This window comes from Rhodococcus sp. NPDC056743 (assembly GCF_042790355.1).
Lineage (GTDB): Bacteria > Actinomycetota > Actinomycetes > Mycobacteriales > Mycobacteriaceae > Rhodococcus_F.
This window is the reverse complement of record NZ_JBHTZI010000009.1, coordinates 281,259-307,324: the sequence shown is the minus strand read 5'-3', so window position 1 is coordinate 307,324 and position 26,066 is coordinate 281,259. Positions and strand designations below refer to the sequence as shown.

Annotated in this window: 26 protein-coding genes; 6 read left to right on the top strand and 20 right to left on the bottom strand. The window is 61.8% G+C overall.

Annotation, left to right across the window (positions count from 1 at the left end; genetic code table 11):
• Positions 1-13: 13 nt before the first annotated feature.
• The 19 genes from ACFRFQ_RS22100 to ACFRFQ_RS22010 all read right to left on the bottom strand — a co-directional run bounded on the left by ACFRFQ_RS22100 (position 14) and on the right by ACFRFQ_RS22010 (position 18,896).
• Positions 14-541, bottom strand: coding sequence for a hypothetical protein (locus ACFRFQ_RS22100; RefSeq protein ID WP_378662277.1), 528 nt, complete (start codon positions 539-541; stop codon positions 14-16).
• Positions 508-1,806, bottom strand: coding sequence for an MCE family protein (locus ACFRFQ_RS22095; RefSeq protein ID WP_378662274.1), 1,299 nt, complete (start codon positions 1,804-1,806; stop codon positions 508-510). Before ACFRFQ_RS22095 ends, ACFRFQ_RS22100 begins: the two co-directional genes overlap by 34 nt.
• Complete coding sequence (locus ACFRFQ_RS22090) at positions 1,803-2,888, bottom strand: MCE family protein (protein ID WP_378662271.1); 1,086 nt, start codon at positions 2,886-2,888, stop codon at positions 1,803-1,805. The genes ACFRFQ_RS22095 and ACFRFQ_RS22090 overlap by 4 nt, the downstream gene beginning before the upstream one ends.
• Positions 2,885-4,105 carry an MCE family protein gene (locus ACFRFQ_RS22085; protein ID WP_378662268.1) on the bottom strand — a complete coding sequence of 407 codons (1,221 nt, stop codon included), beginning with the start codon at positions 4,103-4,105 and terminating at the stop codon, positions 2,885-2,887. The genes ACFRFQ_RS22090 and ACFRFQ_RS22085 overlap by 4 nt, the downstream gene beginning before the upstream one ends.
• Positions 4,105-5,127, bottom strand: a complete 1,023-nt coding sequence (locus ACFRFQ_RS22080) for an MCE family protein (RefSeq protein WP_378662265.1) — start codon at positions 5,125-5,127, stop codon at positions 4,105-4,107. Before ACFRFQ_RS22080 ends, ACFRFQ_RS22085 begins: the two co-directional genes overlap by 1 nt.
• Positions 5,124-6,146 carry an MCE family protein gene (locus tag ACFRFQ_RS22075; protein WP_378662262.1) on the bottom strand — a complete coding sequence of 341 codons (1,023 nt, stop codon included), beginning with the start codon at positions 6,144-6,146 and terminating at the stop codon, positions 5,124-5,126. Before ACFRFQ_RS22075 ends, ACFRFQ_RS22080 begins: the two co-directional genes overlap by 4 nt.
• Positions 6,143-7,312, bottom strand: coding sequence for an MCE family protein (locus ACFRFQ_RS22070; protein WP_378662259.1), 1,170 nt, complete (start codon positions 7,310-7,312; stop codon positions 6,143-6,145). The genes ACFRFQ_RS22075 and ACFRFQ_RS22070 overlap by 4 nt, the downstream gene beginning before the upstream one ends.
• A 12-nt stretch (positions 7,313-7,324) precedes the next feature.
• Entirely contained in the window at positions 7,325-8,176 is an 852-nt protein-coding gene (locus ACFRFQ_RS22065) for an MlaE family ABC transporter permease (RefSeq protein WP_378662256.1), read from the bottom strand.
• Between the two features lie 5 nt (positions 8,177-8,181).
• Positions 8,182-8,940: an MlaE family ABC transporter permease gene (locus ACFRFQ_RS22060; protein ID WP_378662254.1), complete on the bottom strand. Its 759-nt coding sequence runs from the start codon at positions 8,938-8,940 to the stop codon at positions 8,182-8,184.
• A gap of 18 nt (positions 8,941-8,958) precedes the next feature.
• Positions 8,959-10,212, bottom strand: coding sequence for a cytochrome P450 (locus tag ACFRFQ_RS22055; RefSeq protein ID WP_378662252.1), 1,254 nt, complete (start codon positions 10,210-10,212; stop codon positions 8,959-8,961).
• Between the two features lie 47 nt (positions 10,213-10,259).
• Positions 10,260-11,897 carry an acyl-CoA synthetase gene (locus ACFRFQ_RS22050; protein ID WP_378662249.1) on the bottom strand — a complete coding sequence of 546 codons (1,638 nt, stop codon included), beginning with the start codon at positions 11,895-11,897 and terminating at the stop codon, positions 10,260-10,262.
• Positions 11,898-11,923: 26 nt separating this feature from the next.
• Entirely contained in the window at positions 11,924-13,171 is a 1,248-nt protein-coding gene (locus ACFRFQ_RS22045) for a hypothetical protein (RefSeq protein ID WP_378662248.1), read from the bottom strand.
• Between the two features lie 5 nt (positions 13,172-13,176).
• Positions 13,177-13,728, bottom strand: a complete 552-nt coding sequence (locus ACFRFQ_RS22040; protein WP_378662245.1) for a nuclear transport factor 2 family protein — start codon at positions 13,726-13,728, stop codon at positions 13,177-13,179.
• Between the two features lie 16 nt (positions 13,729-13,744).
• Positions 13,745-13,939, bottom strand: coding sequence for a ferredoxin (locus ACFRFQ_RS22035; RefSeq protein WP_378662242.1), 195 nt, complete (start codon positions 13,937-13,939; stop codon positions 13,745-13,747).
• A gap of 3 nt (positions 13,940-13,942) precedes the next feature.
• Positions 13,943-15,355 (bottom strand): cytochrome P450, encoded by a 1,413-nt coding sequence (locus ACFRFQ_RS22030; protein ID WP_378662239.1) that lies wholly within the window; start codon positions 15,353-15,355, stop codon positions 13,943-13,945.
• The gene (locus ACFRFQ_RS22025; protein ID WP_378662236.1) at positions 15,352-16,158 is read right to left on the bottom strand and encodes an SDR family oxidoreductase; all 807 of its coding nucleotides are present in this window, start codon (positions 16,156-16,158) and stop codon (positions 15,352-15,354) included. The genes ACFRFQ_RS22030 and ACFRFQ_RS22025 overlap by 4 nt, the downstream gene beginning before the upstream one ends.
• Positions 16,158-17,363, bottom strand: coding sequence for a cytochrome P450 (locus ACFRFQ_RS22020; RefSeq protein ID WP_378662234.1), 1,206 nt, complete (start codon positions 17,361-17,363; stop codon positions 16,158-16,160). The genes ACFRFQ_RS22025 and ACFRFQ_RS22020 overlap by 1 nt, the downstream gene beginning before the upstream one ends.
• Entirely contained in the window at positions 17,360-17,935 is a 576-nt protein-coding gene (locus ACFRFQ_RS22015) for a TetR family transcriptional regulator (protein WP_138868941.1), read from the bottom strand. The genes ACFRFQ_RS22020 and ACFRFQ_RS22015 overlap by 4 nt, the downstream gene beginning before the upstream one ends.
• Before the next feature lie 103 nt (positions 17,936-18,038).
• Positions 18,039-18,896 carry a mycofactocin-coupled SDR family oxidoreductase gene (locus tag ACFRFQ_RS22010; protein WP_378662231.1) on the bottom strand — a complete coding sequence of 286 codons (858 nt, stop codon included), beginning with the start codon at positions 18,894-18,896 and terminating at the stop codon, positions 18,039-18,041.
• Between the two features lie 267 nt (positions 18,897-19,163).
• Here ACFRFQ_RS22010 and ACFRFQ_RS22005 point away from each other — a divergent pair, with 267 nt between their 5' ends.
• The 6 genes from ACFRFQ_RS22005 to ACFRFQ_RS21980 all read left to right on the top strand — a co-directional run bounded on the left by ACFRFQ_RS22005 (position 19,164) and on the right by ACFRFQ_RS21980 (position 24,874).
• The gene (locus ACFRFQ_RS22005) at positions 19,164-20,630 is read left to right on the top strand and encodes an aldehyde dehydrogenase (RefSeq protein ID WP_378662228.1); all 1,467 of its coding nucleotides are present in this window, start codon (positions 19,164-19,166) and stop codon (positions 20,628-20,630) included.
• A gap of 40 nt (positions 20,631-20,670) precedes the next feature.
• Positions 20,671-21,438 carry an SDR family oxidoreductase gene (locus ACFRFQ_RS22000; protein ID WP_378662225.1) on the top strand — a complete coding sequence of 256 codons (768 nt, stop codon included), beginning with the start codon at positions 20,671-20,673 and terminating at the stop codon, positions 21,436-21,438.
• Entirely contained in the window at positions 21,435-22,361 is a 927-nt protein-coding gene (locus tag ACFRFQ_RS21995) for an NAD(P)-dependent oxidoreductase (RefSeq protein ID WP_378662222.1), read from the top strand. Before ACFRFQ_RS22000 ends, ACFRFQ_RS21995 begins: the two co-directional genes overlap by 4 nt.
• Positions 22,358-22,789 (top strand): carboxymuconolactone decarboxylase family protein, encoded by a 432-nt coding sequence (locus tag ACFRFQ_RS21990; RefSeq protein WP_378662219.1) that lies wholly within the window; start codon positions 22,358-22,360, stop codon positions 22,787-22,789. The genes ACFRFQ_RS21995 and ACFRFQ_RS21990 overlap by 4 nt, the downstream gene beginning before the upstream one ends.
• A 7-nt stretch (positions 22,790-22,796) precedes the next feature.
• Positions 22,797-24,281, top strand: a complete 1,485-nt coding sequence (locus ACFRFQ_RS21985; protein WP_378662217.1) for an FAD-dependent oxidoreductase — start codon at positions 22,797-22,799, stop codon at positions 24,279-24,281.
• Between the two features lie 113 nt (positions 24,282-24,394).
• Positions 24,395-24,874, top strand: a complete 480-nt coding sequence (locus ACFRFQ_RS21980; protein ID WP_378662214.1) for a carboxymuconolactone decarboxylase family protein — start codon at positions 24,395-24,397, stop codon at positions 24,872-24,874.
• A 39-nt stretch (positions 24,875-24,913) separates the two neighbouring features.
• Here ACFRFQ_RS21980 and ACFRFQ_RS21975 read toward each other — a convergent pair whose 3' ends face one another.
• Entirely contained in the window at positions 24,914-25,957 is a 1,044-nt protein-coding gene (locus ACFRFQ_RS21975) for an alpha/beta hydrolase (RefSeq protein WP_378662211.1), read from the bottom strand.
• Positions 25,958-26,066: the final 109 nt, after the last annotated feature.

Here is a 26,066-nt window from a genome sequence, read left to right as displayed (position 1 = left end):
GATATTGCCCGCCTCACGGTACGAACTCCACACTCGACGTCAGGATTTTCCCGTCGACGTCCTCGACACCGATGCGCAGTCGATACGTACGCGAGGTCGTCTCGCCCGCAGAATTGGCGACCTGAGCCGAGGCGGCAATCAGCACTACCCCCGACGACCCGGTCTCGGACGCCAGTGCGGCAGCATCGATCCTTGCGTCGGAGTTCACCGATGCGGAACGGATCGCGTCGACGAAACCGGACTCGCCCACCAACTCCTCCGCAAACTCTCCTGTGCTGAGCGCACGCAATTGCGCCACATCCGCGTCCACGGTGTCGACGTGAATGTCGATCAACGCCAGTGCTCCCGCCGCCGCCCCCTCTACCAGTTCCTGCCGATGAGCATCGCGGGCATGATCGGCGCGCATCGACACAGCGCCTGTCACCACTACTGCCGCCAAACCTGCAACGACCACCGCGACAAGCACGCGTCCGCGCGTGCCTAGATGCCGCGAAACCTCCTCGGTCGTCAGGGATTCGGTGTCGCCAACAACTGCTGCCACGAATCACCCTTTCCGATATCGGTGTGCCCGTAGATAATCCCGTCCGGCCCGGTATACAGCTCGTCGGGAGCGTTGGTACCCGAAGCCACATACGGTTCCGGGCTACGGCACGTCACCGGGTCCGGCGCCCGCTTACCGGGAACTTCCATGCACGGGATGTTCCGCGAACCCCGCACCGCAAAAACCGAATCCGCCGGTACCTTGCAGAACAAGTCGGCCGGAGTATCCGGAACGCTCGTTTCAGTCGGGTCTCGGCGTTGGTCCGCCGGTAGGTATCCGGTGGAGCAGGCCGCCGGGTCTTGAGCCTGCAGATGGAAATTGACGTTGGCGGCGCCGTCGGCCTGCCCGCGTTGCACGACGGTTTCCTGGGCCGCAACAAGCGGCGGCAGTATCACCAGCACCTGTTCGAGTGACGCGTTGTAGGTGAGTGCAACTTGCCCGGTACTGGTCAGGTTGGCCAGGAGAACCGGCAGGGTGGGCCGTAGATCCTGGAACAAGAGTTCCGCTTCGGTCGCAAATCCCGGTCCCGTCGCGATGATGTTGCGTATCGTCTCGTCGGCAATCTCCAACTGCCCACTCACCCTGGCGATGCTCGACGCCCATGACCGGATCTGGTCTCCCGTGACAACTTGGGTCTCGAGAAGCGGGGCAAGTTGTTGCACGAGAGTGGTCGCGGGAGTGGTGGCGTCTGACAACTGATCGACAAACGATGTGGTCGAATCCAGCAGTCTCGCAAGATCTTCGCCGCCGCCGACAAATGCCGCGGCGGACTCGTCGATGACCGCGCGCAGTTTGTCCTGAGGGACGGAGTCGAGCAATGCCTGTGTCTGATCGAGAACGGGCCCGATCTCCTGAGATATCACTGCGGACTCGGCGCCGATCACGTCGCCGTCGGCAAGGAACGGGCCGTCCGCGGTAGTCGGCTGCAGATCCACGTACTGCTCCCCTATCGCCGATACGCTACGCACGGCCGCCACCAATTCGGAACTCGGCACGGGAACTGAACTCTGCAAGGACAATTCGGCTTTCACGACACCGGGGTGGAGCTGCACCGATCGGACTTGACCGATGGTGTCACCGCGGTATGTCACATTCGCGTTGCGGTACAGCCCACCGGCATTGGGCAATTCCAGCGTCACCGTGTAGCGCCCGATACCCAGCATCGTAGGAACGCGGAGGTACGCGATCGCGGCCACCGTCATGCCGATGACGGCGAGGATCGCGAAGATCACCAACTGTCGGCGAACAAGCTTGGTGAGGATCATCGTCCGCCCTCCTCCGCATCGACCGCCCTGTTCAGCGGGGCAGTCATCGGATCGACCGGGACGCTGCCAGTCTGCGGAGCACCGAACGGAGTGCCGAAACCAAGTCCGGATTGCAATCGGTTGGTGGTGAGGTCGATCAGGGCCCACAAATTGGTGTAATCGCCTCGCATTCCGTCGTCGATGGTGGTCTGGGGGAACGGGAAGGTACTCAGGTTTCCGAGGTTGTTGATCAGATCCGGACCTGCCGCGACAACCTGCTGCAATGTCGGCTCGAGTGCCGCAAGATTTGCGCTCAGATCATCTCGCGTGCGGTTGACCAGATCGGTGCCGACGTCTCCGAATCTGCCCACGGAATCGAGGGCGGTAGTCAAGGTTGTCCGCTGATCCTCCAGTTCCGCCAATGCGGGAGCCAGCACGTCGAGCGCCTGCCGCAGTACGTCGCGTTGCGCGTTGATCTCCCCCGCGAACACATCCAGGTTCTCCATCGTGGTCACCATCGCGACGCGTTGCCGGTCCAGAGTCCCGGTCAATGTGTCCATCTGTGCGAGTAGGTCGCGTGCCGATCCGGTGCGTCCGCCGAGAGCATTGTTCAGCTCGGTGGTGATGGTGTGAATCTGCGCGAGTCCACCGCCGTTGAGCACAATCGACAGCGCTGTCAGAGCTTCCTCCGTCGTCGGGTACACACCGGCAGACGCCAGAGGAATGACTGAACCCTCCCCGAGTGTTCCTTGCGGTTCGACGCCGATCGGCGGCGCCAAGGCAACATGCTTGGAACCCAGCAAGCTCGTCTGTCCGATCTTGGCCGTGGCGTTGGCCGGCAGCACCACCGAACCATCGAGCGACACTGTCACTCGCGCGTGCCAATTGTCCGAGGTAATGGCACTGATACTGCCAACCGTCACATCGTTGACCATCACCGGTGAGTTGGGACTGATCGACGTGACGTCTGGCATCTCGATGACAACGGAGAAGCTGTCGGCGCCCCGGCCGGCCGCACCGGGCAGCGGTACCGAATTCAGACCGTTCCATGCGCAGCCGGACGCAAGCACGACAACTCCGACGCAACAGATTTTCCGGATCATCGTGCCCCTACCTCCGGCATCAGCAATTGACCCAGCCCGGTGGGGACACTCACGCTCGGGAGCGACGGTGCCGGTTTCAAATCCGGTTCGCTGTACACCAACTGATCCGGCGCCGCACCGAGCGCTCGAGTCGGATTGATGTTCAGATCCGGATAGTTCGCTCTGACGGTGTTCAGGAACGGCCCGAGGTACTCGGCACACAATTGCGAACCTTGCTCGGAGGTTTCGTTTGCGAGTCCCGCGATGGCGCCGCAGATGAAGTCGATGGGGTTGCCGATGTTCTGGAAGGCAGGCACCCCGACCATTGCTCCCTGAGCCGGCCGATACACGTTGTAATAGTTCGACAACGCCGTCGGCGCCAGATGCAGAAGCTTTTCGAGCCCGTCGCGTTTGTCCACCAGCACCTGGGTGACGTCGGCCAATGTGTTCACCTGTTCGCTGAGTCCGCTCCGATTCTGGTCGACAAATCGGTGGACATCGCCGATCGCCGCATCGAGGTCGACCAAGGCAGGTGCCAACTGTGTACGACTGTCCGCCAACAGACCGGTCACCGTTGCCAAACGTCCCTGGAAGCTCACTATCTGCTCGTTGCTTGCTGCCAGCGCCGTAGTGAAGGTCTGCAGGCCTCGGATCGTCCCGAACAGATCTCCGCCGGCCTCGTTCAAAGTGCTCATGGCCGCAGACAGTTCCGTGATCGAACGTCCCAACGCCTCACCGTTCCCAGCCAAGGCGGTACCGGCGGCGTCGAGGAATTCAGCCGCTGACCCTCGGGTCGTGTCGGACGGCCCCAATGCGTCTGCCGCCCGGCCCAATTGCTCCTTGATCTGATCCCACTCGACAGGTACAGCGGTTCTGTCGATTCCGATCTCCGCCCCCGGAGCCAAAGCGTCTCCTCCGTCCTCCGTCAACGCCGGGGTCAGCTGGACGAACCTGGCCGAGACCAACGACTGAGCAACGATCACTGCGTGTGCGTCCGCTGCGACGGGGACCGATCGGGCCAGTTCGAGTTCGACCCGCATCTTCTCCCCCTGTGGGGTTATCGAGGTCACCCGACCGACGTCGACGCCCACGACACGGACATCGTCACCGACGTAGAGTCCCGTCGTCGATGCAAAGTAGGCGGTCACCGAGTAATACCGGAAGTGTTGAACAACAAAATATCCCGCCACAGCCAGCGCGAGCACGACTGCGGCACCCACACAACGCTTCACGACCATCAGCGAACCTCCGGAATCGGTAGCGGCGCAGGCGGAAGCCCGACAATCGCGTTGATCAACGGTTGGGTGTACTGGGCGGGAAGAAGGTTCTGGATGTACGAGTAGTAGAACGGTCCGCTCGCGACGGTATCGCCGAGCGTTCCCACATACGTTCCGAGGCCGTCGATGCCCTGGGCCAGGTTGTCCTTGTTCTTCTGGAGTATCCCGAGCACCGTGTCGAGCTTGCTCAGGACCGGGCTCAACTGCGCTTCGTTGTCGTGTACCAACCCACTGAGCTGGATGGAGACCGCCGAGATGTCGGTGATGACGTTGCCCACCGCATCCTGCCTGCGGACCAACTCACCCAGTAGCGCATCGCCGTCGACAAGAAGCGAGTTGACCTGCGGTCCGCGTTCGGCAAGGAGTCCGGCAACGTGGTTTGCATCTGCGAGCAGAAGCTTCAACGTCTCGTCGCGGCGGTTGATACTGTCCGACAGCCGGGCAACCCCGTCGAGCGCGGGCCGCAGAGAGGGCGCGCTGTCCGTCATCACTGCGCCGACCTCGTCCAACGACGCGGACAATTGGTCGAGGTTGATGTCCTCGACCGTGGTGGTGAGGTCACCGAGTACGTCGGGCAACGAGTACGCCGATCGGGTGCGCTCGAGTGGTATCTGTCCGCCGACGGGAATCCGGCCGCTCCCGCCGAGATCGAGCGAGACGGCACGTTTACCGAGCAGGGACATCGTGGTGATCGCCGCCGACGTACTCTCCCCCAGAGTGACCGAACCGTCGAGCGTGAAATCAACGCGGGCCCGGCCTTGTTCGACAGCAATTCGGTCGACGGTACCGATCTTCACCCCGGCCGCGTTTACCTCGTCACCGGCAGCCACACCACTTGCGTCGGTGAATACCGCGCTGTAGGTCACGCCGTTCTTCACGAACTGCAGATCCTGATACTGCAGTGACGCCAGCACTACCGACGCGGTCATCACCATCCCCACGACGCCTACTCGCACCGCCTGCTTCTGAGCCATCTCTCTCATCGTGGTGCGCACCTTCCGGTCGTCTGGTCGATCAAGTCGACCGTCATCGGCATGCCGTCGGCGCCGTCGACTTTCAGCGCGATCCCGCAGAGATAGAAATTGAAGAAGGATCCGTAGGCACCGACTCGGATCAGTTGTCGATAGTTCGACGGCATCGACGCGAGGATTCGGTCGAGTTCGCCTTGTTGCTCGACCAGCGGGTCCAGGCTCTGGTCGAGTTGCGACAGAGTGCCGCTGATGTCTGGCCTGACCCCGGCCAACAGATCTGCGAAAGTCTGTGCAGCGGTATCAATACTCGTCACCGACGTGCCGATCAGTTCCTTGTCCGACGCGAGTCCGCTCACCAGATTTTGCAGATGATCGAGCGTCTCGGTGAATTGACCGCCTCGCCCTCGTACTTCACTCAGGACACCGTCGAGATTGTCGATGACCCTGCCGATGAGCGCATCACGATCGGCGAGCGTGTTGGTGATCGATCCAGTATGGGCGAGCACCGAAGCGACTGTCCCGGACTGGCCTTGGAACACTTCGAGCAGCGACAGGGACAGAGCGTTGACCTGAGTCGGGTCGAGCGCTTGGAACAACGGTTTGAATCCGCCGAGCAGCGCGTCGAGGTCCAGGGCCGGCGCCGTTCGCGTCGTGGGGATGGTCGCACCCACAGCCAAGGGCTGAGCGGCGCCTGGATTGTCGAGCAATTCGAGATACCTGTTGCCTACGAGGTCCTGATAGCGCACGGCCGCCCGAGTCTGCTCCGTCAGAGTTTCCGCCGAATCGACGGTGAACTTCACGTGTGCAAGGTGGTCGCCGCCGAAATCGACGGCACCCACGGTTCCCACGGGCACCCCCGCGATCCGCACCTTGTCGCCGGATTTCAGCCCGGAAACATTGACGAATTGGGCTGCGTAACTATGCTCGTCGCCTCCTCGCATCTGCCCGAAGACCAGGACGAGTCCGGCATTGACCAGCAGCATCACTGCCACGAAGATGCCGAATTTGACACCGTAGCCGCGCCGCTTCATCGAATCTCCGTTCCGAACAGGTAGCCGAGCAGGCTCGGCATGTCATCTATCGGCTGGCCGCCGTTCCACTGACGCTCCGGCTCGAAGGGATTCACACCCGTATCCGTCACCAGGTAGGGCGCGTTGACATTCGGATCGCGCAACGGAAGTCCCATGCATTGCGGTCCACCGGTTGCCGCGACCTTCGGCAGATCTTCCGGGTAGCGATACGGTTCGGTGCCTGCAATCAATCCGATCGACATCTTGATTCCCGACTGCCCGTTGTACGCACCGTCGCCGATTGCCTTGCTCTCCTCGAGTCCGTGGAACATGCACGGAATCACCGGCGAGTATTCCTCGAGGAGTTCGGTGGTGGGCCGCATGAGCGAGAGGACTGTGTCGACACCGTCGGCATTGGTACCGAGGACATCTTCGCCGGTGCGCGCCAACCCGATGACGTCGAGTAGCAGCAGATCGAGATTCTGTTGCTCGTCGAGGACAGTGGTGCCGGTGATCGTGAGCGAGCCGAGGGTGTCCATCAGATCGAGCACAGCCGCCCGATAGGTCTCGGACACGATCGGCAGGTCCGCGAGAACGTCGTCGAAAGAAGAACCGGCACTGTTGAATTCGGCCAGCGATGCGTCGACCTTCCCGAGCGCTACGCCCAACCTTTCCCCGCGACCTTGCAACGCGGTCGAAATCGCCCCGAGCGTCGAATCGAGTTTCCCGGGATCCACCGTTCGCAGGACTGCCGTCAGCTTCTCGAATACCGTATCGATTTCGACGGTCACGTGATCCGCCTCGATGGTGGCGCCGGCCGTCAATCGCTCGACACTGGGATCCGCAGGCGGCGACATGCTGACGAACTTCGCTCCGAAAGCTGTATTCGAGGTGATCGTGACATCGACGTTTGCCGGAATCGACTCGAGCGCATCCGGGTCGAGAAGAAGGGACAACGTCGCGGTGGAGTCGTCGGCCGGTGTGATCGATTCGACGGACCCGACGGTCACGCCGGCCATCTTCACTCGCGCCCCCGGATCCATTACGAGGCCGGCCCGCTCGGCAACAACTGTCACCGGAACTCGCATGGTGAACGACTGATTGAACGACGCGACCGCCAGTGCCACGACGGCAACAATCGCGCACACCAAGCCTAGTGCCGCGAGTTTGTATCCGTATCTCTCCACGCGCGCTCCCCCTTATCCGGACAAGTTGAAGTTGCCGGAACCGCCGTACAGGGCGAGCGACACCAGAAGGGTCACCGCCACGACACAGATCAGTGACAGTCGAACTCCCCGTCCGACGGCGGTGCCCACCCCCGATGGCCCACCTACCGCGCTGTAGCCGTAGTAGGTGTGAATCAGCATGACCAGCAACGCCATCACCAGAACCTGAACAAAGGACCACGCGACGTCGACCGGATCGAGAAAGGTCGTGAAGTAGTGGTCGTAGAGCCCGGACGATTGACCGAACAGAACGACCGTGGTGAACCGCCCCGCGAGAAACGACCCGACGAGCGCTAACGAGTACAGCGGCAGAATGGCGAGCATCCCGGCCACGATTCGCGTACTCACCACGTACGGAACAGAACTGATCGCCATGGCTTCGAGGGCATCGATTTCCTCACTGATGCGCATCGCACCGATCTGCGCGGTCGAACCGGCGCCGATGGTTGCGGACAGCCCGATTCCCGCGATGACCGGCGCGGCAATGCGCACGTTGATGAACGCGGAAAAGAATCCGGTGAGCGCCTCGACACCGATGTTTCCCAGCGAACTGAAGCCCTGAATCGCGATGGTTCCGCCCGATGCCAGCGTCAGGAACCCGACAACGGCGACGGTACCCCCGATCAATGCCAACGCACCGGTACCCATGCTGATCTCAGCGACAAGACGCAAGACCTCCTTCGGGTGTTTGCGCAGCGCCCAGGGGATGAAGGCAATAGCTCGGACGAAGAACACCGCTTGCCGTCCGACATCGTCGACGGACCGCGACAGCCGGGCCATCCGCGCTCGGGTCGCCCCGAATTTTCCGAGTTCCGCCAGTGCCACGCCGCTCACCCCGCCGTCAGCCGGATACCCACCGCGGTCACGATGGTGTTGACCACGAAGAGCGCCATGAATGCGTAAACCACGGTCTCGTTGACCGCTTCACCCACACCTTTCGGACCACCGCGGACGGACAGGCCCCGGTAACACGCGACCAACCCCGCGAGCATTCCGAACAGTGCGGCCTTCACCATCGACAAGGCAACTTCGGGTAGTCCGGTGAGCAACGTGATGCCGTCGACAAAGGCACCGGGATTCACGCCTTGGAGGAACACCGAGAAGATGTAGCCGCCGGTGATGCCGATGACGCACACCAGTCCGTTGAGCAGCAACGCCACAACCGTCGACGCGACAACCCGGGGTATTACCAGGCGGTTGATCGGATCGATCCCGAGCACTTCCATCGCGTCGATCTCCTCGCGAATGGTCCGTGACCCGAGGTCTGCGGCAATGGCGGTGGCTCCGGCCCCTGCCACGATGAGGACGGTGACCACTGGCCCGACCTGGGTGACGGCGCCGAGGGCCGCTCCGGCGCCGCTGAGGTCGGCAGCACCAATCTCGCGCAGCAGAATGTTGAGAGTAAAGCTCACCAGAACCGTGAACGGCACTGCCACCAGGACTGTCGGCACCAGCGATACCCGCGCGATCATCCAACTTTGCTCGAGAAACTCCTGCATCTGAAAGCGAGTGCGCACCAGTCCCACCGCAACGTCTGCGCCCATTTTGTAGAACTGACCGAGTTGACGCATCGGTCCTGCGAGCGTCATCCGCCCGGCGTACACGGTTCAGTGCTCCACGGGACACGCAGAGTTGTTGCCGTAATCGACCGTGAACTCCTTGATTCCGTTGATCCATCCGGATGCCAACCGGCTGGGATCGCCGAGCTTGCTGATGTCCGGCATGTGGTCGGCGATCTTGTTGAAAATCAAGTCGATCTCCATCCGGGCCAGGTTGGCGCCGACGCAGTAATGCGGTCCGGTACCACCGAAAGCCAAGTGCGGATTGGGATCACGAAGGATATCGAAGACGTCCGGATTCTCGAAGGCAGATTCGTCGAAGTTCGCCGAACCGTACAGCAGCACAACTCGCTGCCCCTTCAGAATCGGAGTTCCGGCAATCTGAGTGTCCACCAACGCCGTCCGTTGAAACGACGTCAACGGCGATGCCCAGCGAATGATCTCGTCAGCCGCTGTGCGGGGGCGCTCACGCTTGTAGAGTTCCCATTGCTCCGGGTGCTGCATGAACGCCATCATCCCGAGTGTTGTTGCATTACGCGTGGTCTCGTTGCCCGCAACCGCCAACATGATGACAAAAAAGCCGAACTGTTCCGGCGTGAGGGCCTCACCGTCCACGTCCGCGTGCACCAATCGCGAAATGATGTCGTCGAGCGGTTCGGCTCGACGCGCCTCGGCAAGCTGATAGGCGTACCCGAGAATCTGCGCCGACGCCATTCTGGACTCCCCGGCCATGGATTCGTCGTCGTATCCGGTCATCTGATTCGACCATTCGTAGAGCTGCCGCCGAGCCTCTTGCGGAACTCCGATCAGGTCCGAGATCGCCTGCATCGGTAGCTCACTGGCCACTTGCCGAACAAAATCGCCGGTGCCGGAAGCCGCTGCCGCTTTCGCGATCTCTTCTGCTCGCTCGTCGAGTCCGGCCCGCATCGCTTCGACGGACCGGGGTGTGAACAGGCGCGCTACCAACTTGCGCAATTGGGTGTGCTCGGGCGCATCCTTGTTGATCAGAACGTATTTACTGACTTCCAATTCTTCGGCGGTGATGTTGTCCTCGTGTCGCGGGACGCACCCGTTGACGTTGTTGGAGAACTCCTCCGAACGCAACGACACATCACGCACGTCCGCGTGCCGCGACACTACCCAAGCGCCACCGTCGTGGAAACCACCAGTTCCCGGTTCCTGCGCATTCCACCACACGGGCGCGCAGCGGCGAAGCTGCGCGAACTCTGCCAGGGGAACGCGCTTGCCGTACATCCGTGGGTCGGTGACGTCGAAGCCGTCGGGAAGGTTCAGCTCGGGCATGTCGGTTGCTCCTCGTACGGGAATGGCGCCGCGCGCGCCGAGACGGACTAATCGATGCGGTGAACGGGCTCCTGACTGCGTGCGTACTCCTTCGCCCAGCGATAGTCGGGTTTTCCGCTGGGCGCTCGTACGACCTCGGATGCAATCCAGAAGGCACGCGGGATCTTGTAGCCGGCGAGCTGGCTGCGAGTGTGTTTCTCGATGGACTCGAAGTCCGGAACAACACCCTCGCGCACCCGGACCACGGCCGAGACCCGGCTCCCCCATCGTTCGTCCGGTAGCCCGATCACGGTGGCGTCGTAGATATCCGGATGTGCCTTGACGACGGCCTCGACTTCTTCGACAAAAACCTTCTCACCACCGGTGTTGACCACCATGTTTCCGCGGCCGAGCAGCGTGATCGAGCCGTCGTCTTCGATCCGGGCGCGGTCTCCGGTCACCACTGCTCGGCCGCCGTCCACCGTCCGGAAGATCTCTGCCGACTTCGCCGGATCCTTGTAGTACCCGAGCGGGACGTTGCCGAGCTTTGCCAGCCACCCCTCGGCGCCGCTGCCTGGCGTCAGAATCCGGTTGTCGTCGTCGACAACCACCGTGAACCGGTTGGACCCCACCCTCGGTCCACCGCGCTGCTTCAACCCTTTGGCTGCGAATCCGATACCGCCGAAGCCGGTTTCGGAGGAACCTACGGAGTCGGAGATCATCAGATTCGGGAACACCTCGAAGAAGGCGTCCTTCACCGAACCTGAGAACAGTGCCGCTCCGGAAGCGAGAACTGCGAGGCTGGACGCATCGGGCTGGAGTTCGCGGTGCGCTTCCACCAATGGACGCCCCATCGCGTCGCCGGTGATCACCATGACCTGTGGCCGGTATTCGGCAACAACAGCCCACACGTGGGCCGCGTCGAATCGAGGTTCGAAGATCACGGTATTGCCCGAGAACAGTGCGTTGAAGGTCGGCATCAACGCCGACGTATGGATGAGCGGTGGCAGCATGCACCATCGCACAGGTTCTGCCGCAGCTGCGCCGCCACGGGATTGTTGGTACTCGTCGGTGATCGGCTCACCGGTGTAGAAATCGTAGCCGCCGGCCAGAACTCGCCAGATGTCCTCTTGACGCCACACCACACCCTTGGGTCGACCTGTCGTTCCGCCGGTGTAGAGGATGTACAGGTCGTCGCCGCTACGCTCGTCGAATGCGTCGCTGCCGCCACGCTGCGGAGAGTGCGGCGACAATGCGTCCTCGTACGCCACCGCGCCTGGCACGGGCGGTTCAGCGCCCGTGGCGAGTTCGTCCGGTACCAGCACCATGTGCTTGACCCCCGGAACTGATTCCAGGGCCTCGGCCACGCGCGCCGAGTACCCCCGATGGAACACCAGGGCCTCGAGGTCGGCGTTGTCGTAGAGGTACATCAACTCGTCGGTTGTGTACCGATAGTTCACGGTGATCGGAACGGCACGAATCTTGAACGACGCGAGGACAGCCACCATCGTCTCGATCGAATTGTGCATCTGGATTCCGATATGACTGCCGGTCCCGAAACCTACCGACAAGAAGTGGTGTGCCAGACGGTTGGCCCGCTCGTCGAGTTCGCGGTACGTCACTTCCTCTCCCGACACGATCAACGCGCGTCGATCAGGCATCGCGTCGACGGAATGCTCGAACAGGTCTGCAAAGGTGTAGGCCATGAACGTTCCTTTTGAGGTCAAGCCCCTCAAACTACGAAGAGAGGCAACGGAATTCCACGATCTTCGAAAGTAAATGCTGCGCCGCTACTCACTTTGGTGATGGCGACTTCGACACATTCCGGCGCAGCCTCCGCCGTGGTATCGACCGTGACCAGAAGTCCGGCTTCGGAATCCTCGAGTACGCGGACTGTGAAATGTGGGTTCACGCCGCGCACCAGTGCCTGTAGCGGATCGAGACGCTCGACGTCGATCAGAGTGGGCCAACCGCCGTCGATGTCGACCAGACCGCTCCGCGAAAGCAAGATGTCGAGACGCTCTCCATCCCAGCGAATTTCACGCTCGACGTACTGCTTCGGATTGAGCAACGGATGCAGCGCCAGGACCACGGACAAGCCTTCCAGATCTGGCGGGAGACCTAATGCGTCGCGGATGCGCTGCGCAGCGACGCCCGCAATTCCGGTGAGTTGTTTGAGCGTAATTTCTCGTGCCTTGTCCGCACTGCTGCGCCGCCGTACCGCGAGCAGGAAACCTAGCGCCAACAGGTGGTGTTGCAGGCACACTTCCTGCGCGATACGAACCAGCGCAGAGTGCGAGAAGTCGGAGAATCGCAGATCCGAGAGCAACGGTCCCGAGTAGTCGGCAGCGCCGGCGTCACCGCCGTCGATCGGACTCAACTCCACCGATACCGCGGCGCTCCGGCCGATCTTCTCGGTGTGGGACGTCATGACCGGCGGGACATGGCGTGAGTCGATCACCACTGTCCACGCACAGTGCGGGTGCCTGTCAGCGGGTTTGCGCGGGGGCCGATGGATCGGACGGATTTGCGCATGCGCGTTGGTCGCTATCGCCGTCGCGTCGAACGTCGGGTCTTCGATGTCATGACACATCGTGGTGACGAACTCGTCCCCCAGCGGTTCGACGTCCATCAGAGCGCCGCAGTGGTCGAGCCAGAACTCGCCGTGTTGCGGGTCGTCCACGCGGTAGCGGAAATCCATGAACTGCGGCGGCGCTCCGATGTCGAGTTGCAATCCCTTGAAAATGGTCACGACGTCGTCGCCCTGATACCGCAGCGCCTTCTGCATTCGGCGGGTGTACCACGGACTGGCGGATTCCCATTCCTCGATCGCAACTTCTGCCATGCCCTCGCGGCCGTACTCCATGATCAGGTGAGCCATTCCGGATCTGTCGATCAACTGGCCACACAGCAGGAGTTCGGGCACCAACACAGCCAGGTCGCCGCGGGTGAGCGTCTCGAAGGATCCACCGACAGACACCGGACTCACCACAGCGGAACCGGCGAGGTACCCGCGCGATACCACCCTGGGAGTGGTTCGCCGGAGATCGATCGCTGTATGCGTGCCTGCATCCCCGTGGACAGTGCGTTTTTCTGGATCATCTCCATGAACAGTGCCGAGACGTTTCCGAAGTCGAAGAAGTCACGCTGCCAGGACCATTGGAAGTTTCCGCCGTACCGGAACCAACTGCCGCCGATGCCGTAGACGGAGTAGTTGCTGCCGTCGTCTCGTTTTGCGTCGGAGATCTGTTTCCACAATCCGATGACATTGCCACTGCGCTCGTCGATCACGAAGTCCTGATAGGGATACTCCCAGCCTTCGAGGCCGTTCATCTCGAGACCCAGCGCGACAGTGCGGATCTCTTCCCGACCGACCGCCATGAAGTCCTGCTTGGGGCCGTAGTTCCAGCCGTAGGTCGCGTCCTCGGTGTACATGTCCGCCAACGGCTTCCAGTCTCCGGCGGCCTCCGCCTTCTTGTTCGCGTCAACCCAACGTTGCACCATGTCGTCGAGCTCGGCGCGGTCGAATCCGGTCATGTGAACCTCTCCCTGGTCAGTCGTCGACAATTTTCAGTGCGCCCGTCGGGCAGTAACGCACTGCCATTTCCACTTCGCGTCTCTGCTCTTCCGGCAAAGCCTGATCGGATACTTCGACCTTGCCCCTTTTCGGAACCACAAAAACGTCCGGCGCTTCCAATTCACACGCGGCGTGGCCTTGACACAGGTCCAGATCGACCTCGACACGCATGACTCATGCCCCGCTGCTTGTATCGGATCGACTGCGTGTGCCAGTTCGCCGCCGATACCTGACCGAGCACGGTTGCTGCAATTGCACGACCATCTTGCTGTGATCGTTACGGTAGCTTTCAGACGGTTGAGCCATCTCGAATTCGAAGTCGCGCAGCAGAATCGAGAAGATCGCCTTGAGCTGCATCTGGGCAAATGCCGCACCGACACACCGATGCCTGCCCGCTCCGAACGGAATCCACGTCCATCGGTTGACGATGTCTTCCTGACGCGGGTCGATGTAGCGGCCGGGATCGAACTCCTCGGGATTCGGGAAGTCCTCGGGAATGCGATTGGAGATTGCCGGCGTCGCCGCCACCAGGTCTCCTTCACGAATCTCGAAACCACCCACCTCGAAGTCTCCGCGCGCCACCCGCAGCAAGATGATGAGCGGCGGGTGCAGCCTCAGAGTTTCCTTCACCACGGCCTCGAGCACCGGAATCTGTCGCAGTGCATGGAAACTGATGTCGGCACCGTCGGCATACAAACTGTCGAGTTCCTCGACTACGTCAGACATGGCGGCGGGATGGCGGAGCAACTCGATCAACGACCACGCGGCCGTCCCGGATGTCGTGTGGTGACCGGCAAACATCATCGAGATGAAAATCCCGGTGATCTCGTCGGCGCTGAAGCGCAGCTCACCGTTCTCGTCCTTGACCGACACCAGGATGTCGAGCATGTCCCGCTCGTCCTTGCCGTGGGGAGGATTCGCAATTCGTCCGTTCATGATCTCCTGAACCAGCGCAACCAACGCCAGGCGGGCTTCGTCGCGACGGCGAAAGCTCTCGATCGGTGCGTACGGATCGACAAAGGCCAGTGCGTCTGTGCCCTGTTCGAGTTCGTGATAAAGCTTGGCAAAGCGGTCGTCGAGTTCGTCGCGGAACTTCTTTCCGATCAAACACGCTGACGACGTGTAGATGGTCAACTCGGCAAAGAAGTCGAGGAGATCAATCTCGCCCTCGTCGCCCCACCCTGCCACCAACGCTTCGACTTCCGTGCCGATGGTTGAAGCATGGCCTTTCATCTGCTCGCCGCGCAGTGCCGAATTGTGCAGCATTTCCTTGCGCCGCTCCGGACTCGCGTCGAACACCACCCCCTCACCGAAGATCGGTTTCATGAACGGGTACGCGGCTTGCTGATCCAGATCCTCGTCGGTGGAGCGGAAAAAGAACTCGTTTGCCTCGGCACCGGACAGCAGGATCACCGTGCGATCGGCTAGCTGGAAGGCTCCGACGTCGCCGCACTCACTCCGTACCCGACGCATCAACGCGATCGGATCAGTGCGTAGTTCTTCCAGATGCCCGTGTTCGAGTTCGCCCCCGGACACCCGCGGGGGTTGCGGCAGTGTGCGCGGGTTCTCCTGTACGCCGTGAGTCATGTCGTCTCCTGCGAAGTGTGAGTGGGACGAGGATTGAGTGGAGCTTCGGGCTGAACCTCCACCAGAACGAGGTGCGCCCCTCGTGGCGCGGACACGACGGCAACAATGGCATTTGCAATATCGGAAGGCCGCAACATGTAGCCGTGTCGCGCAAAACCCCACCTGGCCCACGATTCGCCGACAGGGCCGATGATCTCCGGCGTCGTATCCATACCCATCCCGGTCAATGTCGGCCCCGGCCTCACTATCGAGGCGCGAATGCCGGTGCCTTCGAGTTCCATTCGCATCTGACGACCCATTGCTTCGAGGCCGGCCTTCGACGCGTCGTACGCACCCATGAGCGGACGTTGCCGGTCGGCACAGTCCGATCCGATCAGCACAAAATCACCCCTTTGCCGCTCCCGCATACCGGGCAGGATTCGGTGAGCGAGCCGTTGAGCACCCACGAGATGGACTTCGACCTGACGCAGGAACCGTTCGGGTTCCATTTGATCGGCGGCACCGAATTCGAGATCACCGGCACCTGACACCACGATTTCCACTGGCCCCATTGTCTTTTCGGCTGCAGTAACACACGCGTCCACCGAGCTGCCGTCAGTCACGTCGAGGAAATGTGCCATGGCTTCGCCGCCGTTGCTGCGGATCTTCTCGGCAATCGCCTCGCACTCGGATTCCCGCCGCGCCCCGAGAACAACGGGGTGCCCGAGCTCCGCTAGGGCATAGGCGGCCGCGGTGCCGATTCCCGACGATGCGCCGCTGATCAGAGCGGTCCGCCGGGTCGGGTTGGGTTCGAAACGGGGCATCAGCGCACCTGCACCTTCACCGGCAGGGCCGCGAAGCCCCGCACATTAGTCGAATGGACTCTTTCGATACCCGCCTCGTCGACCTCGTAATCGCGCACCTGGCGGGCAAATTCGGCAAGGGCGATCTTCGCTTCGAGCCGCGCCAGGTGGGCGCCGAGGCAAAAGTGCACGCCCGCACCAAAACTGGCCAGCTTGTTGGCTGAATTCCGTTCGAGGCGAAAAACGTCTGCATCGTCGAAGACTTCCGCATCGCGATTGGCCGAACCGATCAGGAGCAGCATCTTCTCCCCCGCCGGAACGGTAGTGCCGTAGTACTCGAGATCGACGGTCGTCGTGCGCGCCACGATCTGACTCGACGTGTCGTAGCGAAGTGTTTCCTCCACCCACTCCGATGCCAGATCCGGATCACGAAGAACAGCCGCAATCTCGCTGCGATTGTGCGAACCCCAGTACAGTGCGTTCCCGAGCAGTTTGGTGGTGGTTTCGTTGCCGGCCACGACCATCAAGAACATGAAGCCGAGAATCTCGGAATCCGACAGTTTGTCTCCGTCGATTTCGGCGTCGAGCAAAGCTGACGTCAAATCACCGGTAGGCGAGCGACGACGCTCCGCAATCATGTCCTTGTAGTAGCTCATCAGGCTTATCGACGCCTCCACCGCAGCGGGTGGCACATCGAGGACGCCGTCTTCCCGGTGCACTACGAGATCTGCTTTTCTCCGAAGTTCCGCCCGGTCCGGTTCCGGAACGCCCATCAACTCGGAAATCACGTCCATCGGCAGCTTGCCGGCCACGTCGGATATCCAGTCGAATTCTCCAGCGTCAAGTGCCGGGGCCAGGTGCGCCGTGGTGAGTTCGAGTATCCGCGAGTCGAGCTCGGCAACACGACGAGGCGTGAACCCGCGAGACACCAACTGCCGCAGACGCATATGCCGCGGATCGTCCATGGCAAGAAAGGACATCACGTAGTGCGCATGGGGCCCGTAGGCAGCCGGGTCGAGCGAAACACCGTTTGCACTGGAGAGTCGCTTGTTGTCCTTGAACGCATCCAGAACGTCCGAATACCGTGACAACGCCCAGAATCCGACGTCGTCGTTGTGGTAGATCGGGGCTTCGTTTCGCAGCCGGGCGTAGGTCGGATACGGGTCTTCGTGGAAGTGATAGTCGTACGGATTGAACATCACCGGTTCGATCAATGCTTCGGTCATGGATGCTCCAAGATCAGTCGTGCGGAAGCCTCCAGGCGTCCGGCAATGTACTCGTAAGTCCCATATCCCATTCCGGCCCGTAAAAGCGCTCCGGCATACAGCATTTCAATGGCCTCGATCCGATGTGGATTCACTACCGGATCCATCGCCGCGACCAACCTGCTGTGAATCTCGAATCCGATCCGATCGCGAAGATGCTCTACCTCGGGATCGGTTCCCAGCAAAGCGTTGGTCACGGCCGCTGACACCTGCGGTTCGTCGGCGAGCAGCAATGCAATGTTTCGCAGTACGGCCAGCACTCGGGCGGTGGAGTCCGTAGCGGTACCGTCCGGACTCGGGAACGCCCGCAGCCGGCGCCAGAAGACCTCCGCAACAAGATGTTCCTTCGACGAGAAGTAGGTGTAGGCGGTTGCCGCTCCTACCCCTGCTTCGGCAGCGACGGCGCGCACGGTCAAACCTGAATATTCATGCTCACGGAGCACGACGACGGCGGCTTCGGTGAGCCTGGCGACGGTGTCTGCCTGCTTCCCGTTGAGGCGTCGGCGAGTCGATTCGTAACCATGACTGGACACATGTCTGGACGTTACTACAGGTGCATGTCCAGGGCAATGAATTCGCGATTTCAGTGTTGACGAGCCACATATTCGCGCCGGTCACGGCCAAAAACTGCGGCCCTCACAGCCCGATCTTCATCCCTGCACCCGCATCAACCCGAAGTTGCTGACCGGTGACAAATCGCGATTCGTCCGACGACAAATACACCACCGCGTGCGAGATGTCCTCGGGTTCGACCCAGGGTGTCGGCATCGCCTGCATGAAGGGAAATGTCACCGCGGCGTCCTCCGCTGTCGGGTTCTCCAAATCCGGACGAAAGGTCCGATACATGGGCAGGCTCTGGAGCATATTCGTGTTCACATTTGTCGGATGAATAGCATTGACCCGAATCGAACTCGGCCCCAGCGTCAATGCCAGCGACATGGTATACGTCTGAATCATCTTCTTGGCCAAGCCGTATCCGTCTCCGCCCGGCCCCTGCAACGCCTGTTGCCCGTTGAATCCGGTCTGCGGAACCAGACCGGCCACGGAACCGATCGCAATGATCGACCCACCTTCGCCCAGGTATTCCAAACCCGCGTGGACAGTGTTCACGACGCCGAGAAAGTTCACGTCGAACGCGTCGACGAAGCCGGAATTGGGCACATGCTTACCCAGCGGGCAGATCCCGGCGTTCGCGACGACCACATGTAGTCCACCGAGCGTTTCCACACCCTCTGCCAGCGCTTCTTCGACGCCGGCCCGATCCCGAACGTCCACCTGGGCTGCCACGACACGCTGCCCCGCCTCCTTGACCAGCCTCGCGGTCTCGTCCAGGTCGTCTCGGGTTGCCAACGGGTACTCGTTGGATGCAATGTCCGCGCAGATGTCGAACGCGATGACATCGGCGCCTTCCTGAGCCAGACGCACCGCATGACTGCGACCCTGGCCGCGCGCGGCGCCTGTCACCAGGACAACTTTTCCAGCAACTCTGTTCATCGGCCTACTCCTGCAATCGGATCGACACACGACGGGAACCGCCCAGGCCCACAAGGTCACCGACGAGCGGGCCACCGAAGCGCGGGACACGGGAACGGGATATCTGGTGAAGAACCGTAACGCCCGAACCGTTGCACCAGGGCAGTTTTCGATCTCCACAGTTTTCGAATTCTCGGTACCCAAATCGGTTCTGCCCGAAACTCATTGCCATGGACCAATGTGTGAACTAGAGTCCAGACATATGTCCAGAAAGGAAGAGTTCACACTATGAACCTTCGACCCACAGACAGTTCCGCACTTCTTGTCGACGGCAAACTCGTTCCCGGTTCCGGCGGCACCTTCGACATCCTGAATCCGGCCACCGAGGAAGTACTCGGACAAGCGGCCGAGGGAACCTCCGTCGACATGGACGCCGCAATCGCCGCGGCCCGTCGCGCCTTCGACACCACCGACTGGTCTCGGAACCACACATTTCGAGCGCACTGCCTTCGCCAACTCTGCGACGCTCTCGAGTCTCACATCGAGGAGCTACGCGAGATCACGATCGCCGAAGTCGGGGCACCGCGGATGCTGACCAGCGGCCCTCAACTCGAAGGACCGATCGACGACCTCCGATATTGGGCACAGCTCATCGAATCCTATGCGTGGCAACAGGATCTCGGGAATGCTTCGCCGATGGGAGTTCCCACCCACCGTCAATTACACAAGGAAGCCGTCGGAGTGGTCGGGGCCATCACTCCGTGGAACTTCCCACACCAGATCAACTTCGCCAAGCTGGGCCCCGCGCTTGCCGCGGGCAACACCCTTGTTCTCAAACCCGCACCGGACACGCCGTGGTGCGCCGCACTGGTAGGCAAGGTCATCGCCGAGGAGACAGACATCCCCGCCGGCGTTGTCAACATCATCACCTCGACAGACCACTCACTCGGCACACAACTGTGCGCCGACCCCCGCGTCGACCTGATCTCCTTCACCGGATCCACCGCAACCGGGCGCACGGTGATGTCGACCGCGTCGGAAACGCTGAAAAAGGTGTTCCTGGAACTCGGCGGAAAATCTGCATTCATCGTCCTCGACGATGCCGACATCAAATCCGCCAGTTCCGTCGCAGCCTTTTCGGTGTGTGTCCACGCCGGGCAGGGCTGTGCTTTGAGTACGCGACTCTTGGTGCCGCGCAGCCGATACGACGAAGCTCTTGCTGCCGCTACCCGCACCATGGCCGGTATTCGTGCCGGCGATCCGTCGGTAGCCGGAACCATCTGCGGTCCGTTGAGTTCCGCGCGCCAACGTGGACGCGTCGAAAGTTATCTGACGCTGGCCCGAGGCGATGGGGGCACGATAGTGACCGGCGGTGGCCGACCAGACGATCAGCCACGCGGATACTTCATCGAACCCACTTTGATTGCCGGACTGGAAAACTCGTCGCGCGTCGCTCAGGAAGAGATTTTCGGACCGGTACTGGTGATCATTCCGTTCGACGATGACGACGATGCCGTGCGCATCGCCAACGACTCCCCCTACGGCCTGTCTGGTTCAGTGTGGGGCACTGATCCTGATCGCGTCAACCGCGTCGTCGCCGGTGTGCGCACCGGGACATTGAGCGTCAACGGCGGAGTCTGGTATTCCGCCGACGCCCCGTTCGGCGGCTACAAACAATCCGGAATCGGCCGAGAGATGGGACTCGCCGGTTTCGAGGAATATCTCGAGACAAAGCTCGTCGCATCCCCCGCGTAGGGACATCACACACATCCGTCACCACGAAAGCAGGATCGACATGGGACGCATCGAACCTACAGAACGTTTTAAGGGACGCACCGCCATCGTCACCGGCGCCGCTCAGGGAATCGGCGAGGCGTACGCCCGCGCACTGGCCGCTGAAGGCGCCAATGTTGTTGTCGCCGACCTCAATCACGAACTCGGCGAATCGGTGGCCAAACAGATCTCCGCCGACGGTGGTACCGCGGTGTTCAAGGAGGTCGACGTTGCCGATGGCGCTTCCGCCAAAGCGCTCGCCGACTTCACGATCGAGCAGTTCGGAAGCATCGAACACCTGGTCAACAATGCTGCCATCTACGGCGGCATGAAGATCGACTCACTACTCACCGTCGACTGGGAGTACTACCGCACGTTCATGAGCGTGAACATGGATGGCGCGCTGCAGGTTTGCCGGGCAGTAGTACCCCACATGCGAGCCGATGGCGGTTCCATCGTGAACCAATCGTCCACTGCTGCCTGGCTGTACTCCGGTTTTTACGGCCTCGCCAAAGTGGGAATCAACGGTCTGACACAGCAGTTGGCCACCGAACTCGGTTGGTCCAAGATCCGGATCAACGCCATTGCTCCCGGACCGATCGATACCGAGGCCACCCGCACCGTGACACCGGGAAACATCGTCAAGGACATGGTCAAACGGATTCCACTGCAGCGCATGGGAACACCGGAAGACTTGGTGGGCATGTGCCTGTTCCTCCTCTCCGACGAGGCGAGTTGGGTGACCGGCCAGATCTTCAACGTCGACGGTGGGCAGGTGTTCCGATCGTGACCGAGAATGCCGGCACACCCACACTCGGCTACATCGGACTGGGCAACATGGGGGCGCCCATGGCAACTCGACTCCTCGACTGGCCCGCCGGACTGGTGGTGTGCGACGCGCGCGCCGAAGCGCTCGAACCGTTCACAGCCGCGGGTGCGCGGGCGGCACGGACACCGGCCGACGTCGCAACTACGGCGAGTGTCATCTCGGTAACCGTGCTCGACGACGCTCAAGTGCGAGATGTCGTCACCGGACCGGACGGCATTCTCGCCACTGCTCGCCCCGGAACCGTCATCGCCGTGCACTCGACCATCTCCGACACCACCGCGGTGGAGTTGGCCCGGATCTGCAAAGTGCACGGCGTTTCCTTGATCGACGCACCCGTCAGCGGCGGTGCTCCCGGTGCAACGCAGGGCAAGCTCGCCGTGATGATCGGCGGGCCGATCGAAGCATTCGATCGGGTTCGTGAGCCGTTCGGCTGTTGGGCGGAACTGGTGGTCCACGCCGGAGACGTCGGCGCCGGCACCCGGATGAAGCTGGCACGCAACCTTCTTCACTTTGTATCCTTCACCGCCGCAACCGAAGCATCGCGGTTGGCCGAAGCGGCCGGTCTCGACATCCGCACACTGGGCAAGGTCGTACGCCATACCGACGCCATCACCGGTGGGGCCGGCGCCATCATGCTACGAGCCACCACCGCGCCGGTTGACGAGAGCGACCCTTGGTACTCGATCCTCGGTCACGTCCGAAACCTGGGTGAGAAAGATCTGAGCCTGGCGCTCGATCTGGGTGACCGTCTCGGCCTCGAACTCCCCCTCGCCCACCTTGCGCTCACCGGACTCGCGGTTGGCCTCGGCGTCGACACCCGGCCGGAAAACACCGGGCCGGAAAACACCGCGCTCTCAGGACCGTCAACCAAGGAGCATTCATGACCGATCAGAACGGACACTCGATTTCCGAGACCAGGGCACGTGGGGTGTCGAAAATGAACGAGGTGTACGGCTGGGAATTGCCTGCCGACGTTCCCGGCGACTTTTTTGCTGTCACTGCCGATCATCTGTTTGCCGATATCTGGACTCGGCCGGGGCTATCGATCCGTGATCGACGGCTGCTCCTCCTCGGCGCGATTACCGCACAGGGGCAAACAGACGTCGCAAAGATCCAGATCAATGCAGCGATCCTCAACGACGAACTCACCGAACAGCAAGTCGAGGAAGCTGCCATCTTCCTGTGTCACTACACCGGTTGGCCATTGGCAACAGGACTCAACAATGCCTTGATCTCGGTCAAGGCCGACCGCCGTAAGGCCGCCAGAGCTGCCGCGAAGGCTGCACCCGAGCCAACTCCCGCGAAGGACTGAGATCGCAATGACCCTTACGAACTCTGCCGGACCGGCGCACTCCATCCGGCCCGTCCCGGCAGACGACATCGACACATGGCACCTCGAGGCCGACGTCGTGATCGCCGGATACGGCATTGCCGGCGTCAGTGCCGCCATCGAAGCAGCCAAGACCGGCGCGGACGTGCTCGTCCTCGAACGCACCAGCGGATGGGGCGGGGCGGCGGCACTGGCCGGTGGGTTCATCTATCTCGGCGGCGGCACACCACTGCAGAAGGCACTCGGTTTCGAGGACACCCCCGAAAACATGAAGACGTTCATGATGGCCGCACTCGGGCCAGGTGCCGACGAGGAAAAGATCACCGACTACTGCCACGGCAGCGTCGAGCACTACAACTGGCTGGTCGACAACGGAGTGCCGTTCAAGGAAAGCTTCTACGGCCAGCCCGGCTGGGAAACTCCGTTCGACGACGGCCTCATGTACTCGGGCGGCGAGAACGCCGCACCGTTCAACGCCATTGCCGATCCCGCACCACGCGGGCATGTGCCGCAGATGAGCGACAAACGCACCAGCGAGAAGGGCGGCGGGTACATGCTGATGAAGCCGCTCGTCGAGACCGCCGAGAAACTCGGCGTGCGGGCCGAACACGACATGCGAGTCCAACGCCTCGTCGTCGACGGTGATCGGGTGGTCGGCATCATCGCCAAGCGTTACGGCAAGGAAGTGGCTGTTCGCGCTCGGACCGGTGTTGTTCTCGCAATGGGCAGCTTTGCCTACAACGAGGCGATGGTCGCGTCGTTTGCACCGCGCCTGATCGGGCGTCCCGGAGCCGCGATCGAGGAACACGACGGTACCGGCATCCGGATGGCGCAAGCTCTGGGCGCCGACCTTGCTCACATGGACGCCACCGAGGTCGCGTTCTTCGGAGATCCCCAACTGATGGTGCGCGGGATCCTGGTCAACGGCCGCGGCCAACGCTACGTCAACGAGGACACGTACCCTGGCCGAATCGGCCAGGAAACGTTGCTCCGCAACAACAATGAGGCCTATCTGATCATCGACGAAGCCGCGTACGACGAAGGCGCCGGCGCAGACAGTTCCACCCCGTTCTTCCGTTTCCGCCCCAAGTGGGTGGCCGAGACCGCCGCGGAACTCGAATCGGACATGGGATTACCCGAGGGCACGTTGCAATCCACGGTCGAGGTGTACAACCGCCACGCCGAACGGGGCGCGGATCCGGTACTCGGTAAGAAGCCCGAATGGGTCAAGCCGATCGGTTCCCCCATTGCCGCCCTGGATCTGCGGGGCTTCACGGCAGGCTTCACCCTCGGCGGCTTGCGCACGTCGATCAATGCCGAGGTACTCCACGTTTCCGGCGAACCCATCCCCGGATTGTTTGCCGCGGGCCGCTGCACTGCCGGAGTCTGTGCCGGCGGTTATGCGTCGGGAACATCGCTCGGTGACGGCAGTTTTTACGGGCGCCGCGCCGGAATCAGCGCAGCCAAGGGATAGCGGGCACAGTCGGGCAGTGTGGTTCTCATGCCGACCAGTGGGACTCGCACAGCGGTCCAGCAGGTTCTCGCCGCTATCGTCGGAGAAAGAAACCGTACGAGAGGGAGCCGACGATGAACATCACTGTGCCCGAGGGCAAAGATCCCATCGAATACGTATGGGGTGACATGGTTCCCGACATCGGGCGCGCAGCATCGAGACTCTCCCGCGCTGTCACCACGAAGTCGACTCTTGGCCTACGTGAGTTCGAGGCGGCACGCTTGCGGATCGCACAGATCAACGGCTGCATCGTCTGCATGGACTGGCGTACCGAACGCGACGGAGTAAAGGTTGAGGACACTTTTGCCGAAGCCGTCGAAAACTGGGACACCACCGACGCCTTCGATGACCGCACCCGCCTGGCCGCTGAGTACGCACAACGTTACGCGTTGGATCACCACGGACTCGACGACGCTTTTTGGGAGCGGATGAGCTCTCGGTACAGCCAAGCGGAGATTGTCGAACTCTCGATCAGCATCGGGTCGTGGATCACGTCCGGTCGGCTCAATCACGTCCTCGGACTCGACACAGTCTGCGTTCTCCCCGGTCAGTGAGGCTGTGCGTGCCACACCGACCGGGCCGGCCTGTCTCAGTTATCGCTGGGTACCGATCGCGTCGGCGATCATGGGCCAGGAGTTATGCAGATCGTCCTGCCAGTAACCCCACGAGTGGGTACCGGTCGGCCGGAAGTCGTACGTAGCCGGGATTCCCAAGGAATTGAGACGATCCGCGAGGCGCTGCGTGCACTGGTTTGTCCCCGCCTCGATGACTCCGCCCACGATCACCTGGTTGGCGAGGACGCCTAGATCTCCGTTCACCATCGGCCCCGCCAGGGTCTCGTGTGGGCCCGGTAGACCGGTTCCGTTGCTGATGTACAGGTCCATGCCACGCAACTTATCCGCGTTGACAACCGGATCGTTGGCCACCCAGGCCGGGCTTCCGGGCGGACCCCACATGTTGTCGACGTCTCCGCCACGGAAACCGACCACGAATCTCACGTAGTCCTGGCCCGGTTGGGTGCTCGTCTCAGCGCATCCGCTGAACGCTCCGACCGCGCGATACACCGACGGCGCCGCTTCGGCCAGACTCAGAACCGATGTGCCCGCCATCGACAGACCCGCGACGGCATTCTCCCCGGTTGTTCCGAGCGTCGCGTCGACGATCGGGGGAAGCTCCTCGGTCAGGAATGTCGTCCATTTGTTCAGTCCGAGAACGGGATCGGGTTGCTGCCAGTCGGTGTAGTAACTGTACGCACCGCCGATGGGATTGACGACGTTGACATTCTTGTCACCGAAGAAATTGACGACGTCTGTTCTGGTCTGCCATGTCGCCGAATCTTCGCCGCCGCCAGCGCCGTTGAGCAGATAGAGCGTCGGCCGTGGCGCGCTGGCGTCCGCCGGAAGGATCACCTCGAGCGGTATCACCTTGTTCATCGCCCCCGAGCGGACGTACATCGTCAGTTGTCGGTCGTTGACCACTTCGATGCGATCGAGGGCGGATCCATCCGCCGATGTCGGAGTACCCGAGGGAAGGGAACGAGATTGATCGGCAGAAGCCAGCGCTACTTCACCGAACAATCCCGTCGACGCAATGAGGACGCCAACCAGTAGTGCCCGACTGTGTCTGATCCTTCTCATTGCCGCTCCTCGCGCTCGATTGCGGTGCCCGAAAACGGCATGGCCGCTCTTGTGTCATTCCCCCACAGTCCAATCCGAAAACATCACCCGCTCGGTACCGCGTGCGAAC

Bases quoted from the DNA above. Each gene is read 5' to 3' on its own strand.
- ACFRFQ_RS22095 (WP_378662274.1), bottom strand. From the start codon at position 1,806: ATGATCCTCACCAAGCTTGTTCGCCGACAGTTGGTGATCTTCGCGATC.
- ACFRFQ_RS22090 (WP_378662271.1), bottom strand. From the start codon at position 2,888: ATGATCCGGAAAATCTGTTGCGTCGGAGTTGTCGTGCTTGCGTCCGGC.
- ACFRFQ_RS22085 (WP_378662268.1), bottom strand. From the start codon at position 4,105: ATGGTCGTGAAGCGTTGTGTGGGTGCCGCAGTCGTGCTCGCGCTGGCT.
- ACFRFQ_RS22080 (WP_378662265.1), bottom strand. From the start codon at position 5,127: ATGAGAGAGATGGCTCAGAAGCAGGCGGTGCGAGTAGGCGTCGTGGGG.
- ACFRFQ_RS22075 (WP_378662262.1), bottom strand. From the start codon at position 6,146: ATGAAGCGGCGCGGCTACGGTGTCAAATTCGGCATCTTCGTGGCAGTG.
- ACFRFQ_RS22060 (WP_378662254.1), bottom strand. From the start codon at position 8,940: ATGACGCTCGCAGGACCGATGCGTCAACTCGGTCAGTTCTACAAAATG.
- ACFRFQ_RS22055 (WP_378662252.1), bottom strand. From the start codon at position 10,212: ATGCCCGAGCTGAACCTTCCCGACGGCTTCGACGTCACCGACCCACGG.
- ACFRFQ_RS22050 (WP_378662249.1), bottom strand. From the start codon at position 11,897: ATGGCCTACACCTTTGCAGACCTGTTCGAGCATTCCGTCGACGCGATG.
- ACFRFQ_RS22040 (WP_378662245.1), bottom strand. From the start codon at position 13,728: ATGACCGGATTCGACCGCGCCGAGCTCGACGACATGGTGCAACGTTGG.
- ACFRFQ_RS22035 (WP_378662242.1), bottom strand. From the start codon at position 13,939: ATGCGTGTCGAGGTCGATCTGGACCTGTGTCAAGGCCACGCCGCGTGT.
- ACFRFQ_RS22030 (WP_378662239.1), bottom strand. From the start codon at position 15,355: ATGACTCACGGCGTACAGGAGAACCCGCGCACACTGCCGCAACCCCCG.
- ACFRFQ_RS22025 (WP_378662236.1), bottom strand. From the start codon at position 16,158: ATGCCCCGTTTCGAACCCAACCCGACCCGGCGGACCGCTCTGATCAGC.
- ACFRFQ_RS22020 (WP_378662234.1), bottom strand. From the start codon at position 17,363: ATGACCGAAGCATTGATCGAACCGGTGATGTTCAATCCGTACGACTAT.
- ACFRFQ_RS22010 (WP_378662231.1), bottom strand. From the start codon at position 18,896: ATGAACAGAGTTGCTGGAAAAGTTGTCCTGGTGACAGGCGCCGCGCGC.
- ACFRFQ_RS22005 (WP_378662228.1), top strand. From the start codon at position 19,164: ATGAACCTTCGACCCACAGACAGTTCCGCACTTCTTGTCGACGGCAAA.
- ACFRFQ_RS22000 (WP_378662225.1), top strand. From the start codon at position 20,671: ATGGGACGCATCGAACCTACAGAACGTTTTAAGGGACGCACCGCCATC.
- ACFRFQ_RS21990 (WP_378662219.1), top strand. From the start codon at position 22,358: ATGACCGATCAGAACGGACACTCGATTTCCGAGACCAGGGCACGTGGG.
- ACFRFQ_RS21985 (WP_378662217.1), top strand. From the start codon at position 22,797: ATGACCCTTACGAACTCTGCCGGACCGGCGCACTCCATCCGGCCCGTC.
- ACFRFQ_RS21980 (WP_378662214.1), top strand. From the start codon at position 24,395: ATGAACATCACTGTGCCCGAGGGCAAAGATCCCATCGAATACGTATGG.
- ACFRFQ_RS21975 (WP_378662211.1), bottom strand. From the start codon at position 25,957: ATGAGAAGGATCAGACACAGTCGGGCACTACTGGTTGGCGTCCTCATT.